Source organism: Arenibacter sp. P308M17, assembly GCF_003426735.1.
In the GTDB taxonomy this organism is placed as follows: domain Bacteria; phylum Bacteroidota; class Bacteroidia; order Flavobacteriales; family Flavobacteriaceae; genus Arenibacter.
The window spans coordinates 637,521-653,687 of the sequence record NZ_QVON01000001.1 but is presented as its reverse complement, the minus strand read 5'-3'; the positions used below and the strand labels follow the sequence as shown (position 1 = coordinate 653,687).

The window sequence follows — 16,167 nt, the reverse complement described above, 5'->3', positions numbered from 1 at the left end:
AAGAATTCCGCATCAAAAGTCTATGCAAAGGTTTGCATTTCCAAGCGCCTCTCCGTTCGCATTACAATTCCTTATTTTGCCTTGGATGAAGCCCTAATTACCAATTCCGGCTTAAAGACTTCCTTTCGAAAATCCAGGGTATTATTTTTATTGTTCAAATGGCTTAATAAAATCCTGGCCGAAAGCATTCCCATACTGTAGACCGGTTGCCAGACTGTGGACAAAGAGGGACTAATATAAGCGGAATGCGGCTCATCGTCAAAACCCAGAACGGAGATTTCCCCTGGTATTGAATACCCCAATTTCTTTGCAATGTACATAGCTGAAATGGCGATATTATCGTTGTATGCAAAAATGGCATCGGGCCTATCTTTGAGTTCCAATATTTTTCTAGTGGCCCTGGCACCATCCTTATGCGAAAAGCCTGGTACATGGACAATATAATCCCTGTTGACAGGAACCCCATTTTTCCCGAGGGCATCCAAATATCCCTGAAGCCTTTGTTCGGTAGTACTTAAATTTAAAGGACCCCCAAGGTGTGCTATATTTTTACAGCCTGTACCTATAAGGTATTCCACTGCCTGAAAAGCACCAAAATAATCATCCACCAACACCTTATCAGCTTCCAAGCCCGGACAATCCCTATCAAAGACCACCACGGGAATTCCACTTTTTTGCAGTCTACGGAAATGATCAAAATCCTTGGTCTCGGATGATGGCGCTACCAGAACCCCATCTATCTGGATCTTTGACAATTTCTTTACAATGGTCAGCTCTTCCTCGTAGGATTCGTTGGAGAGACAGATCATAATATTGTACTCGGAGTCAACGATGACATCCTGTATACCGGTAATTATGGCGGAAAAAAAATGGCCCGTAATCTCCGGAACGATCACCCCTATGGTGTTGGATTTCTTTTGCAGCAGGTTCAAGGCCAACAGATTGGGCTGATAATCCAATGCTTCCGCCAACGCCTTAACGGCATCCCTAGTTTCCTTTTTTATGGCCGGATGATCGTTCAAGGCCCGGGAAACCGTTGAAGCTGCAATATTGAGCTCCCGCGCAATATCTTTAATGGTAACGCGGCCCTTCTTCATAGCAAGTTCTTATTTCCCATCCTTATCTCCCTTATCATATTCCCATTGATTCCTAAACACCCTTTTACACCCCTATTTGCATTCACTACAATTATAGGCAAAAATTAGGGAATTGAACATTATACACAAAATACAACAAAATTTCCATATAGGTAATGGACTATGAATATAGAACAGCAAATATATAGAAGCTCTAATAATTGGTGCCAACTGCAAGCCGTTCTTCCCCTATTAAACCTTGTCCAAAACCTAAAAAGATTGGGGCGGACAAATAATTGTCCGCCCCAACTTAAAATTTGATCTATTTTATTTTACTAGTAACCTGCATTTTGAACCAAGAATCCATCAAGTATGGACGCTCCATCAACAGCACTTTGGGGAATTGGCATTAGACGTTTTTGGGGGTCGGAATTTGTTTTTTCGGTATATGAGTCCTCATATTTTCCAAAGCGGATCATGTCGGTCCTTCTCTGAAATTCCCAATAAAACTCAAAGCCGCGCTCTCGATACAGAATATCCAGGTCCATTGCGTCAAGTGCCGGAGCTGTATGCCTGGCCGTTCTGGAAGCCCTAACGAAATTCACATCGCTAAGCGCTGCGCCGGCATCCCCATTTCTGAGCATAGCTTCTGCCCGCATAAGGTATATATCTGCATAACGAAGTACTACCAAATCGGCCTGTCCGTTATTCCTACCGGAATCAGAGGTTTTACTGAATTCATATTTTTCAACTCTATATCCATTACTATGCGCACTATTGGTTGTAAAATCCACCTCCAATGAATGGAAAACCGGATCACCTACCTCGGACCTGCGGTTTTTTACCAAATCCACTACATATTTATCCCCTTCACATCGTTCAAAGGGATCCCCTCCCTGTTCATGTTGCAATCCGTACAATAACCCCCTATAAATACCCCTATCAACTTCGAAATCCTCGGCACTTACACATCCGGGTTCATTGATTAAATTATCCTTATGGAATCGGGGATCGGCATCAGCAGGATCTACATCCCCATAGGCATCCACCCAACTTTGATAAAAATCGGGCGTAATAGCAGGACCATCCGTTCCATTGGCACTTGGAAATTCAGGAAGCGGGTAAAAGTCCCCTGACATGGAAAAATAGGCCATACGATTATGTCCTCCCAAATCCGGACGTTGATCAATTGCAAAAATTAATTCTTTATTGGTATGGTTTTCATCATCGAATATTTCAAAATATTCGGCAGACAGGGTATGCTCATTGGAATTAATTACTTGATTCGCATAATCGATAACGGCATCCATATCTTCTTGAGTAAAATTAGGTGTTCCATAAGGGTCCCTATACACAGCTGCATTTAAATATATTCTTGCCAATAACGCCTTAGCACCTGTCTTGGTCATCCTTCCAGGCCCTACGGCCGTAGTAGTTGATAAATCTGGCTCTGCAGCCTTCAATTCACTGATCAAGTAATCAACCGCTTCACTTCCTCTAAGAATAACGGATTGGTCATCAATATTATCCTTAACGAACACCAACCCAAATGCATCCAATAAAATGTGGTTGAACAAAGCCCTCATGGCCTTGGCTTCTGCTAAATACACCACCGCTTGAGGATCGGTTTCCGTCAACGGTTCCAAAGCATTAATAGCACTAACCGATCTAGCGATATGTTTCGTAACCCCTTCCCAAACATCTTTCATTATAGCATTTCCGGGAGTCATGGCATGACGATATAAATCCGAAAATTTTCCACCATCTCCCCAATCGGTACCACCTCTATAGGGCAAAATGGCTTCATCCGTAGAGATTTCCTGCATTGAAAAATATTTCGTGTGTACCCATATATCATTATTTGCATTTGCATATACGGGAGCTATCGCTGCCATAGCCTCATCGATTCCTTCAGTACTGGGATTCAAAGATTCGTCCAAAACATTTTCTTCAAGATCAGTACAATTCCAACTTAATAACATGCTGCCAAACAACAATGCTAATTTTATCTTGTTTTTCATATCTAATTATATTTTTTATTAAAAGGATACATTCACTCCAAAAACAAATGTTCTTGCTTTTGGATATGCGAACTTATCTATACCAAAGGATTGAATTCCATTCGTTGAGCTATCTGTATTTACTTCGGGATCGTAACCATCATAATCCGTAATAACAAATAGATTCTGGCCTGTAAAGCTTAGGCGGAATTCTTGCAACCAGTTTGAGGCCCAAGACATGGATTTTGTATCGAACGAATATCCAAGGGTCATATTATTCAATCTTAAATAAGAGCCATCTTTTAAATAACGAGTGGAAACCGCTGCAGAATTTATAATACTTTCTTCAGGATACTGAATGGCTGCAGCTGTGGTATTGTTGGATTTACTCAACAAGGTTTTATAAAAACTCCCCATGGCAGTATGGTCATAAATTTCATTACCGGATACTCCGTTAAAATTCACGTTAAAATCAAAATTTTTATATTTTAAATTTGCGTAAAAATTATAGGTCAGATCTGGCAAAGCACTTCCAACAATGGTTCTATCCTTTTCAGTTATCTCCCCATCCCCATCATTGTCCGCAAACAGTGATAGACCATCATCCCCAATACCCAGGAAAGTTTGCATATAAAATGCCCCTATGGCTTCCCCACTTACAAATCCATTGATAGTAGCATCCGTAAGTCCTTGTCCGGATGCAGATCCAGTCGTTACAATTGTGAAAGGAGAGTCTTCCACTAAATTATCAATAAAAGTTGCGTTCCCTCCAAACCCATAGGAAAGTCCATCAGCATTTTGTTTAGAATAATCCAGAGCAACTTCCAATCCTTTATTGGTAATGGTCATGTCCGGAACATTTGTCCAATACGTTGGGGCAGGCACGATAGGATCTACTGGTACCACCTCTAAGAGAATATTATCCGATACTTTATGGAAATAATCCACAGTACCCGTTAAACTACCATTGAACAATCCAAAATCAACACCCACATTGGATTGGGTCGAAACTTCCCATTGAATATCGGGGTTGGCGAAACGAGTATACACGGAACCTACGGGGTATGCACCATTCTGATCGATAGGATAACTCACGTTATTGGAATTACTGACCGAAAAGGAAGCTTTTGTAATTTTTCCGGGAATTTCCTGATTTCCTGTTTGTCCCCAGCCAGCCCTTAATTTTAAATCACTAAAAATAGAACCTTCCATAAAGTCTTCCTCAATAATCCTCCAAGAGCCCGCAAAGGAAGAAAACACACCGTATTTATTGTTCCCGCCAAATTTAGAGGAGCCATCGGCCCTTACTGTGGCCGTAAAGAGATATCTATCCTTAAAACTCCAGTTGGCCCTACCAAAAAAGGATTGTAGTTCATCTTCATAGGTACTACCTGAAGGCCTATGGTCAGTAATGTTGGTATCCCCTCCCAATCCAGGATTATTACGAGGATCTATACCTGTATCGGCTGGAAATTCATCAATGGACCAACTACTATTTCTCGAAAACGTATTTTGGAAGGAGTGCCCTCCTAAAACACTAATATTGTGCTCCCCAATATCAAATGTATAGGTTAAATAGTTCTCAATTAGGTTGTTTTCATACTTCCCAAATGTTTGTCTTAAAAAACCTAAATCATTTCTGTCACTATTCGCTATTGTCTGCTCATCCCTATCCGATGATCTATTTTCATAACCATAGTTGAGCTTGTATACCAAACCATTCACAATTTCAAAAGATGGTGCTATGTTTATCAAAATCCTTCGGGATTCTGAGAAATCGCCGTTATATTTGTTGGACAATAAAGGGTTGTTCCAAATTAGGGGATTGTTAATTTCTCCATCCGCAGTATACGCATCAAAGGTTGGATTGGTGCTATACCCCAAATTGTTATTTCTGGATTGATCGGTAAGTGTGGTATTTAAATTATAGTCAATTCTTAACCTATTATCCAATAATTTTTGGGTTACATTAATTCTAGCACTCGTTCTTTTTAAGTCTGAATTATATACAATCCCTTCCTGGTCTTGCAAACCTAAGGAAGCGTAATAATTTAATTTATCGGTTCCTCCCGACAATACGAGATTATAGTTTTGTGTAATCGCGGCCCTGGTCAATTCTTCCTGCCAATCCGTAGAACCTCCCCCATCTATAAGTTCATTCCCTGGAATTGCAGCAACTTGCCTACGAAATTCATCTGCACTGAAAACATCCAATTTACGTGCCAGTGTAGAGACACCTACATTTGTGGAAAGTGATATTTTAGAAACACCGGCCTTTCCATTTTTAGTTGTAATAATAACTACACCATTGGCTCCTCTAGAACCATAAATAGCAGTTGCCGAGGCATCTTTAAGAATATCAATAGACTCTATATCATCTGGATTTATAAAATTTAAAGGACTTTCCACAGAACCCGTACCTGCCAATCCCAATGGAAAACCATCCAATACAAATAGTGGCCCCGACCCAGAACGAATAGTTCCTTGTCCACGAATTACAATACGTTGACCACTACCAGGCTCTCCACTTGAAGAAGTAACATTGACACCTGCAGCCTTACCTTGAATAAGTTGGCCCGCATTATTAACGACCCCTTTGTTAAAATCCTCACTGGTTACCCGTTTTACCGCACCGGTTACGTCCTTAATTTTTTGGGTACCATAACCAACTACGACCACCTCGTCCAATAATGAGGAGTCTTCCTGCAAGGCCACGTTCATATTGGTCTGACCGTTAAGCGGGAACTCCTTGGTAGCGTATCCCAAAAAGGATACCACCAAAATAGCACTTTCCTCCGATACTTGTATGGTAAAATTCCCATCAAAATCGGTAGTAGTTCCATTTGAAGTTCCTTTTTCCACCACTGTTGCACCGGGCAAGGGAACATTCTGTTCATCGGACACCGTACCGGTTACAGTGGTCTGTGCCCATGATGTCATAGATGTGCCTATCAAAAAGACAAACATCAAAAATTTCAGTTTCTTCATATTTTCACAGTTTAAATTAGTTTTGTCATAACCAAATTAACACTAATTTAACGATGTCGGAATTTTTAGGTCTTAAAAAGCAATGCAAAGGTTTGCATATCCTCGGTTAAGCAGAAAATTCTTACGGACCAATGGCCATAATCCGAAATCAATTCCCTTGTGTCGTGTCAACCCTACCTTAGCCATCCCAAGTCTTGTTCTTTTTCACCCGGCCTTTGTTAAAAAACAGTTCCGTAGCTACGGCTATGCAACATTTTTTCGCCTTGGCCAGACAAAAAATAACGGCGACTTAAACGACACAGTAGCATTGAAACGACACTAGCCTAAAGGCTGTACAATTCAGTACCGCCCCTTGCACTTTTAAGCAAACCCACAAACCTTGTGTGTTTAAATGAACTCAAGTTTATTCCTTCCCTTGAATAAAAAACACAAGGGCCCCGTGCCAAAGACCTATAATTACCGTACCGTTTAATCAACGCTTGGTATTCTCGGCAAAACTATATAATTGCAAGTATGAAAATGAAGCTGTTTTATGATTTTACCATGAGTTTACGTTTTAATAACAGCGGTCCTGTTTTGCCTTACAACCATTTTTAATGGAACTAAATAGTAAGCGCGTAAGCAATAGTTGCTTCCAAAAGCTATGGATCTCAACACTATTTAACTTATTACAAAGTAATTACGGCCATGTTTCCCAAAGCTGCAAGGTAATGGCATATGGTGTTCAGATACCAAGTACCCAATATTATAAGGCGGTAACCATAATTTAACATTGTGGTGCCTTGGTCAGGCCACTATGAGGGACAAGGGAACGAGTTATAAGTGGGCAGTAGCAGTCTACAGTTGGCAAGAAAAAGCGGATTTCACTGTCCACTGTTGCCGACTGTGGACTACCAAAGTGTATAGAAACTGATTCCGATGGCCATCTGGAGCAATGAAATTATATTGGTTTTGGAAGGGAACGGATTATAATTGGGCAGTAGCAGTTTACAGTTGGCACGGATTTAACTGTCCACCTTTAAAAATCGAAGGTATAAAGCACCCCAAGGGTAAGGGTAGCCCATGTGGCACCGTCCAAGGCTATCCCGGTATACGAAAAATTCACTTCCGTTTGTGCCCCCATTAAATAGGCTATGGTTGGCCTGTAGTACAATCCGCCATCATTGCCGCTATTTATTCCGATGGCCTGACCAACATCGCCCCCAATGGAGAACGAATTGGAAGGCCAGAACCTGACGGACGCGGCCAAGGGCATAAATTGAATGTGGGGCAAGTCCTCTGCAAAGAGTTCCCTATCATACTTTTCTGGAAATCCATTTACAAAGCCTAGCATTACTCCAAGGTCTACAAATTCACTTAAACCCCATCGGTATCCAAGATCCACCCCGGCAACAAGGCTGAGCTCATCCTGAAATTCATCCAAGGGCAGCCCCCCGTGAATTCCCAGTTTCAATCCCTCTTGGGCATATAGGCCCATTCCTAGAAGGATACCCATAAAAGTTATAAACACTTTTTTCATAAATAAAATATTGGTTGCTATTGGTCGATATAAATCTAGAATCTAGTTGGAACCCATGCGAATTTATGTTGTAAAACCACCGAAATAGGTTGTGGGGAATGGGAATCCCGACTAAAAAGTAATCTATCATGGTAGATATACCTTACCCCAAAGGCCATGGAGAATCATTTTATTGGTACTTCAAAAACTCATGATGGCCTTCTAAAGAACACAAAACTCAGGAAGTACGGTTAATATATAAACCATACTAAATATTAATTATACCTATTTAAATTAAAAAAATAAAATAACAGCAAAATAAAAACAATAATATGTTAAATATTGAAAAATAATTAAGCATTATGTATAACATAATAATATAAATTTTTACCTTGCCCAAAAATCTAACCGATCATGTTAACTCAAACACAATTAATTTATGAAACAGTTTTTTAAGCGATGTAGGGGAAATGAACCATCACCCAGTTCAATTCAAACAAAAACCCCGAACCTAGGAATCACATGGGTCATTGGTCTTTTACTTATTTTGGCCAGCTCCCCGGTCTTGGCGCAACAAAGGAATATAAGCGGAACCATAACGGATAGTTCAGGACAACCCTTGCCCGGGGCCAACGTCTTGGTAAAGGGAACCACAACAGGGGCCCAGAGCGATTTTGACGGAAACTACACCATAGAGGCAACTACTGGCGATGTTTTAATATTCAGCTTCTTGGGCTTTACTACACAATCCATTACCGTAGGAACCCAGTCCACCATAGCGGCAATCTTAGAGGAAGACGCCGCCCTTCTGGACGAGGTGGTGGTTACGGGCTATGGATCCCAAACCAGGGCCACCCTTACGACCTCGGTATCCAAATTGGATACCAAGATCCTCGAAAGTTCCACAAGATCCAATGCCGCAACGGCCCTTCAAGGTACCATTGCCGGTCTTAGGGTAACCAATACCACCGGACAACCGGGTGCGACCCCACAGATCGTGCTGCGCGGTGGTACCAATTTTGACGGAACGGGATCTCCCTTGATTTTGATCGACGGGATCCCCGGTTCATTTTATGCCCTAAATTCGGACGATATCGAGTCTATTGAAGTACTAAAAGATGCGGCGGCCACCGCTATTTATGGTGCCAGGTCTGCCAACGGGGTAATTCTGGTAACGACCAAATCCGGCAAACCCGGCAAATCCTCTATCAACTATAAATATAAATATAGTATGAACGAGGAAAGAAATGACCAAAAATATATTGGTGCGGCCGATTTCATAAATTACAACAGACAATCCATTGCCTGGTATCGGGAAGCCATAAACAACCCTGGATCCTTTGTCGCCTTTTTGGACGGCGAGAACGGTATGGGTACAGGCGGCAATACCATCAATTCCCCTTTTACCACCCAACTCCTAAATGCCGACAATGAATACCTATTGGCCCAACCCGGTTGGAACAGTATCCCGGATGTCCTGAACCCAAGTCAGAATATTTTATTCTATGACAATAAGACCGTTGGCGATCGCATCTACCAAAATAGCGCAACCAAGGACCACTATCTTTCCTTTGACGGTGGAAACGAAAAAGGCTCCTACTATTTAGGTTTGGGACTATTGGACAACGATGGTTTAATTCTTGGATCGGGCTTTAAAAGGTACTCAGGGAAATTTACGGGCACCTACCGAATTACGGACAACCTAAAGGTGAACTCCAATGTATTGTATTCCCATTCCAACCTTAGCTTAAGTCCCTTAGGAAGCGATGATACCGTATTTAGAAGATTTCAAAGTCAGGCACCAACGTCGAGGACCTATGACAACAACCCTGATGGTACATGGTCCGATATCTATGCCGTGGGACAAAACCAAGGTTTTGGAAACCCCCTGTACTATCAGGATAAATTTGTGAGAAAAAACCTGGAACAGCGGTTGTCGGCCTCCGTTGGCATGGATTGGAGTATTTTGGACAACCTGATCCTCTCTATAGACGGGAGCCATTTTACCATCAACAACCACAACGAAAATTTCAACAAAGCCTTTAGGGTAGGGAGTACAACAGGTCCCTTACGAATAGCTCGTGAAGCCTCGGTAGGCTTGGAAAGAACCCTTAGGAACCAGTTAACGGGCACCTTAAACTACACCAAAAACCTGGGCAACCATAATTTCAATGCCCTGATAGGAGCAGAGTATTTCAAGGACAACTTCTTTACAACATCCGCAGGGACCAGAAATTCCCCTACGGACCTAATAGAGACTTTGAATGCAGGAGCAGAAGCCAATGGAATACCTTCCAGCTTTGAAACGGAATATGTCATTGCCTCTGCCTTTGGAAGGTTATTGTATGATTATGACAACAAATATCTATTGGGATTTACCTTTAGAAATGACGGTTCCTCAAGGTTGGGAAACAACAAAAGCGACTTTTTCCCAGGGGTATCCTTTGGATGGAACCTACACAATGAGAATTTCTTTGCCAATTCCAATATAGCCAATACCATTTCCAGGGTAAAACCGAGATTGAGCTATGGTGTCAACGGCAATCAGGACGTATTAAGCAATTATGGCGTTTTTGGAGCCTACGGTAGCCAAGGGGTCTACAACGGGCAAACGGGTTACGCCAATTCCGGCCTGCCTACCTTAGGTCTGCTATGGGAAAAGTCGACCACCTTTAATGCCGGTTTGGACATTTCATTTTTTAACGATAGACTAACCTTTATCACAGATGTCTACTCCAGGGATATTAAGGACAAACTCGCAAATCTTACCCTTCCCTTTTACACCGGTTTTAGCAGTATACTGACAAATAACGGAACCATAAGGAACAAAGGATTTGAACTACAGCTAAATGGAGATATTATTCAGAACGAAAACCTCAGTTGGAATGTTGGCGCCACTATTACTTCCAACAGAAATTACGTAGAGAAACTTCCGGAAAATGCCAACGATCTTAACAGACAGGACGGACAGTTGATCTGGAATGCCAGGACAGGGGAAGAAGAATGGGTAGGTGGCCTACAGGAAGGCCAACGGGTTGGCAACGACCTGGTGATTGCCTATGAACAGGAGCGCATCTATGCGAGTCAGGCAGAAGCAGATGCCGACAGTAATATTCAGGACGATTTCCTGCCCGGGGACAAAAACACACATTTCGCGGGAGATGTAAAATGGAAGGACCAAAACAACGACGGAATTATCAACAGCTTGGACAGAAAAGTTATTGGCCGCACTACCCCGGATTTCCTGGGAGGTGTAACTACCAGTCTTAGGTACAAAAACTTTAATTTGTTCGTGAAGACCGATTTTGCCACAGGCCATTTGGTTTGGAACCATATTAGAAATAAAGGTTATGGGCAAACACAGGGAAATTTAAATCAGCCCTCGGAAGTCTTGGATTCATGGACATCGACCAATACGGATACCGACTGGCCACGTTTTGTTTTCGTAAACGGAACCAAGAATGTATGGAGGGGGAATGAAGGAGCCGGCTATGGGGACAGTGCCAGCCTTTTAAATGCCGGTAATAGTCGGTTCTGGGAGAAGGGGGACTATTTGGCCCTAAGGGAAGTGACCTTTAGTTATGACGTTCCCTCCGAATATTTCAATGACGTAATCAAAAGATTGAACATTTTTGTAACGGGCAGCAACCTGCATTATTTCAAGAGCTATACCGGGGAAACACCTGAGATTGGCGGGGTGCAGTACGGGGCGTTCCCCGTTCCAAAGACAGTTACCATAGGAATGAACCTAACTTTTTAAACCACTTAAAAATGAAGAAATATATCTATCTACTATTAATAGCATGTACCTTGGGTGCCTGTGAAAACGAGTTGGAACTCACCAGCCCAAGTGAATTGACCACTGCAGGTTTTTGGGATACGGAGGAAGGGGCAAGAACGGCCCATACGGGATTATACGCCAATTTTAGATCTTCCATGGAAAATCTATGGTTGTTGGGAGAAATACGAAGCGACATTTGGGGCGGCAGAACCTTTGAATCCCCAAACAACGAGGCGCTTATTCGTTCCGATATAACCATTGCCACAGCACCTTTCGGAGGCTGGGCCGGACTTTATACCAGAATTCACAGAATAAACGACTTTTTGGTGAACGTACCCAATGTAAGTTTTGTAAATGAGGTGGACAAAAGCCATATTCTGGCACAGGCCTATGGCTTAAGGGCTTTTTATTACTACACCCTTTTAAAGACCTGGGGCGGGGTACCTATTATTTTGGAACCCATTGCCGAAGTAGACCCCAATGGTCTGAGCAAAGCCAGGTCTACCGAAGCCGAGGTTATGGCACAGATTAAAGCCGATATCGAAGCTTCCCTGAGCACCTTTGGATCGGACAATAGTTTCTGGGAGGGCAATAGAAACTTTTGGTCCAAAGCTGCCACATTAGCACTTAAGGGCGATGTTTACATATGGTCCGGAAATATAATGGGAGGAGGCAGTGCCCATTTTGAAACCGCCAAAACCGCCTTGCAACAAATAGCATCATTCGGGGTAGCACTTGAGCCTAATATTTCCAATCTCTGGGGCGTGGACAATGAGGGTAATAGCGAGTTTATTTTTGCAGTACAGTACAAACAGGACGAGGCTTCCAACTTTTACAATAGTCTTACCGGAAGAAGCACGGAAATTAACCCAACTTTTAACGACAAGGGCAACTCCATGGGCGATTTTGTCATCGCCGGGGCCAATAGATATGGCCAGTCAGATAAAACCCTATTGTTATTGGACGACAATGACGATAGTAGAAAGGATGCCACTTTTATTAGATTGTATGTGGACGACAATAATGGACTTGGATATCCTACCTATAATGAAACGCCTTACTTTGGTTCCGTATTCAATAAATTTTTGGGACAGGTTATCGGGTCCGAAAGAATTTTTGAAAACGACGTCCCGCTATACAGATATGCCGATGTAGTCCTATTACTGGCAGAAGCCAAAAACCTTTTGGGCGAGGATCCCTCCACCGAAATAAACCAAATACGGCAAAGGGCATATGGCGAGAATTATGTTCCGCTCATCCATGCCTACACCAATGGTTCCCCAACAGAAAACGCCAATGCCATCTTAGAGGAGCGCTATAAGGAATTTATAGGTGAAGGCAAAAGATGGTGGGACCTAAGAAGGGCCGGGGACAGCTTTGTTATAGACAATATAAGTTTCTTAAACCCTGGCGACGAGTTTAAATTGGTATTGCCCATTACAACGGATATGATTGGTAGAAACCCATTATTGGAACAGACGGACGGTTATAATTGAAATGTTGAGCTTAGTACATGAGAAAATTCAATTCTATAAGATTTTCCCCGATTTTTGACCCCAGCCCTAAAGGGAGAAATCGAGGAAAATCAGGCTCCCTTTAGGGCTTGGGGTAAAACGGATTTTCCGAGAAACCTTGTTAAAACAATTTTTGTCATGCTCTAAAAATGTTGAGTTAGTTTAAATTGAGTTGTTTGCAGAAAAAAGGGTTCCATTTTTTTTGGAACCCTTTTTTAAGTTCCCGAAACAAAATCGGGGCTATCAGAACCAAAGCAACCGAACAGACAAACCCGGAACAAGTATCGGAAAAATTTTTAAATTGAAATATTTACACCTAATTAAGCTTTGTAATACATAATAAAAAAAAATGAACGGACTAATAGCCGCCACCTATGCGCCAATGCATACCGATTCCTCCATAAACCTGGGAGTAATCTCCGAATACGGCCAATTTTTAAAAAACAATAAGGTCAGAGGCGCCTTTGTAAACGGATCTACAGGAGATTTTGTTTCCTTGAGCACAAAAGAAAGGAAGGAGATTATCACTGAATGGTCCAAAACCAAACCGAACGACTTTTTCCTGGTAAACCACGTTGGACATAACAGCCTGATGGAAGCCAAGGACTTGGCGACCCATTCTGCCGATAAGGTGGATGCCATTGCCGCCTTGGCCCCTTATTACTTTAGGCTAAGCTCCCTGAAAAGTTTGTTGGAGTACTGCAAGGGGATTGCAGCCTGCGCTCCAAACACCCCTTTTTATTATTACCACATTCCGGTATTGACAGGTGCCAATTTCCTAATGCACGAATTTTTGGAAATGGCCTCCCGGGAAATACCCAACTTTGCAGGGATAAAGTTTACCAACAATAATTTAATAGATTATAAATATTGTAAGGATTTTAATAATGGCGCCTACAACATATTGTTCGGTTTTGATGAAATCTTATTGGCGAGCCTTCCCATGGGAGCAGAAGGCTGGGTAGGCAGTACCTATAACCATTTGGCGCCCTTGTATTTATCCATCATAGAGGCATTCCACAACAACGATCATAAATTGGCAGCGGCCCTTCAGGAAAAATCCATGAAGTTCGTGGATATTCTAAATGCAAAAGGCGGATTTAACGGGACGGCCAAATCCTTCATGCAGGTATTGGGGGTAGATTGTGGCCCTAGTAGGTTTCCACATACAACCCTTTCACCAAAAGAATTGGAAGAAGCCAAGTCGGCCTTGAATGCCCTGGGAATTATGGACCATACCAGCCGATGAACACTATGATCTATAAAACAACACCCCTATCCACCGCTTTCACCATCTGGCTTCTTTGGCTATGTATGGGTTGCCATACTGAAAAAACATTAATTTCCCTCGAAGATAGTTTTCCGGTAATACCCACTCCCCAGGAAATTACTTATGGGAACAAACAGCTCTCTTTTGAATTTGCCGCTGTTTCGGCCAATGAATTCAAAAAGGAAGGCGATCTTTTAGTCGGTTTTTTTAATGACAACGGTATAGCAACTTCCAAGAATGGATTAAAAATTCACCTTTTAAAAAAGGAATTGCCCCATATGGACAATGAAGAAGCCTATTCCCTGTTCATTGGCGATACCATAACCCTAACAGCCCCTACAAACAAGGGTATTTTTTACGGAATTCAGACCTTAAAGCAATTGTTCCGAAAACAAAACCGACTTGGTACATTTCCAGAAATCAAAATAGTGGATTGGCCTGCTTTTAAAATCCGTGGTTTTATGCACGATACGGGAAGAAATTTTCAATCCATCGATCAGCTCAAGGAACAGATCGATGTATTGGCCCAATACAAAATGAACGTTTTTCACTGGCATTTGACCGATGATCCGGGATGGCGCTTGGAAAGTAAAAAGTATCCGGAATTACAATCGGATAAGGCCACGGCACGGGGGAAAGGAAAATTCTATACCCAGGAGGAGTTCAAAGAGATTTTGGAATACTGTGCGGATAGGCAAATTACCCTTATTCCCGAGTTCGACATCCCAGGTCATACCACCGCCTTTAGAAGGGCGTTCAGTCTGGAATCTATGGCAGACCCAAAGATTTTGCCCATTCTTTTGGATCTTTTTGACGAGCTCATGTCCTTAGGCAATAAGGAAGCCATGCCCTATATCCATATCGGTACGGACGAAGTACAGAATAAGGAAGAATATGTTGACAACCAAATGATCCTGACCATTATGGCCCATATTAAAGAAAAGGACCGAGAGGTAATTGTATGGAAAGATGGTATCCAAATTGACGAAGATTCAACTTCCATCAACCAGTTATGGGCCCAATTTAACCCTAGGCAAGGACATCCGTTTATAGATTCCCGTGCCAACTATATTAATCACTTGGATCCCTTTGCAGGTATGGCAAGATTATTTTTCCAACAACCCTGTAGGCAACCTCAAGGGGATGAACTGGCATTGGGAGGAATTCTCTGTGCCTGGCCGGACAACAACGTTAACGAAGAAAGGGACATTCTAAGACAGAACCCCATATACCCTTCCATCCTGTTCTATTCAGATGCCATTTGGAAGGGCAAGGATAGGAACTATCCGGAATATTGGGCCAATTTGCCCAAAAAAGACAGCCCGGAATTCAAGCGCTTTGAGGCCTTTGAAAATAAAGTACTGGTCCACCGGGATTTATTTTTTGAGGGAAAGGAATTTCCCTATATAAAACAAACCCATATTGAATGGAGCCTACTTGGGCCTTTTGACCATCAAGGGGATGTAAAGACCACTTTTGAGGTAGAAAATAATGTAAAGGAAAGTTATACGGTAGAAGACAAAACCTATAAATGGGAAGGCCCCTATATGGGAGCCACCATCCATCTAAAGCACTTCTTTGGCTTCCCATCCATTACGGAAGAGGAAAATGGCACCTTTTATGCGTATACCCAAATCTATTCCCCAGAGGACAGGATACAGGATTTTTGGGTCGGATTCCACGGATGGTCCAGGGCCGGAGGCAGAAGGGGCGGGCCTACGCCCAAATTAGGGGAATGGCATCATACCAATCCCCAGATATGGGTCAATGATAGGCTTATTGACCCACCGGTTTGGAAACAACCAAATTTGGATGTGGATACTCAGGAAATAGCATTCGTGGACGAGGATTATTTTTATAGGGCACCCACTCCTATCCGATTAAAAAAAGGATGGAACAAAGTACTTCTAAAAATTCCGCATGGAAATAGCTCTTGGAAATGGATGTTCAGCTGTACCCCCCTTAACACAATACACGGAAACGTTAGGGAGGCCGAGGATTTAAGGTTTAACGCTTCCTTGGATACCGCTTTAAAATGAA

At 42.4% G+C, this 16,167-nt stretch carries 8 protein-coding genes; 4 read left to right on the top strand and 4 right to left on the bottom strand.

Annotation, left to right across the window (positions count from 1 at the left end; genetic code table 11):
• Window positions 1-71: 71 nt before the first annotated feature.
• The 4 genes from D0S24_RS02670 to D0S24_RS02655 all read right to left on the bottom strand — a co-directional run bounded on the left by D0S24_RS02670 (window position 72) and on the right by D0S24_RS02655 (window position 7,583).
• Entirely contained in the window at window positions 72-1,097 is a 1,026-nt protein-coding gene (locus D0S24_RS02670; RefSeq protein ID WP_117018298.1) for a LacI family DNA-binding transcriptional regulator, read from the bottom strand.
• 314 nt (window positions 1,098-1,411) lie between these two features.
• Window positions 1,412-3,097, bottom strand: a complete 1,686-nt coding sequence (locus D0S24_RS02665; protein WP_117018297.1) for a RagB/SusD family nutrient uptake outer membrane protein — start codon at window positions 3,095-3,097, stop codon at window positions 1,412-1,414.
• Between the two features lie 18 nt (window positions 3,098-3,115).
• Window positions 3,116-6,064: a TonB-dependent receptor gene (locus D0S24_RS02660; protein WP_220377719.1), complete on the bottom strand. Its 2,949-nt coding sequence runs from the start codon at window positions 6,062-6,064 to the stop codon at window positions 3,116-3,118.
• A gap of 1,018 nt (window positions 6,065-7,082) precedes the next feature.
• On the bottom strand, window positions 7,083-7,583 hold the full coding sequence (locus D0S24_RS02655; RefSeq protein WP_117018296.1) for a hypothetical protein: 501 nt from the start codon (window positions 7,581-7,583) through the stop codon (window positions 7,083-7,085).
• Window positions 7,584-8,001: 418 nt separating this feature from the next.
• On the opposite strand from D0S24_RS02655, the gene D0S24_RS02650 reads away from it, so the two are divergent.
• The 4 genes from D0S24_RS02650 (at window position 8,002) to D0S24_RS02635 (ending at window position 16,166) form a co-directional block, all read left to right on the top strand.
• Window positions 8,002-11,322, top strand: a complete 3,321-nt coding sequence (locus D0S24_RS02650) for a SusC/RagA family TonB-linked outer membrane protein (protein ID WP_117018295.1) — start codon at window positions 8,002-8,004, stop codon at window positions 11,320-11,322.
• 11 nt (window positions 11,323-11,333) lie between these two features.
• Window positions 11,334-12,839, top strand: a complete 1,506-nt coding sequence (locus D0S24_RS02645) for a RagB/SusD family nutrient uptake outer membrane protein (RefSeq protein ID WP_117018294.1) — start codon at window positions 11,334-11,336, stop codon at window positions 12,837-12,839.
• A 367-nt stretch (window positions 12,840-13,206) separates the two neighbouring features.
• Window positions 13,207-14,106: a dihydrodipicolinate synthase family protein gene (locus D0S24_RS02640; RefSeq protein WP_117018293.1), complete on the top strand. Its 900-nt coding sequence runs from the start codon at window positions 13,207-13,209 to the stop codon at window positions 14,104-14,106.
• A 5-nt stretch (window positions 14,107-14,111) separates the two neighbouring features.
• Window positions 14,112-16,166 carry a family 20 glycosylhydrolase gene (locus tag D0S24_RS02635; RefSeq protein WP_181938012.1) on the top strand — a complete coding sequence of 685 codons (2,055 nt, stop codon included), beginning with the start codon at window positions 14,112-14,114 and terminating at the stop codon, window positions 16,164-16,166.
• Window position 16,167: the final 1 nt, after the last annotated feature.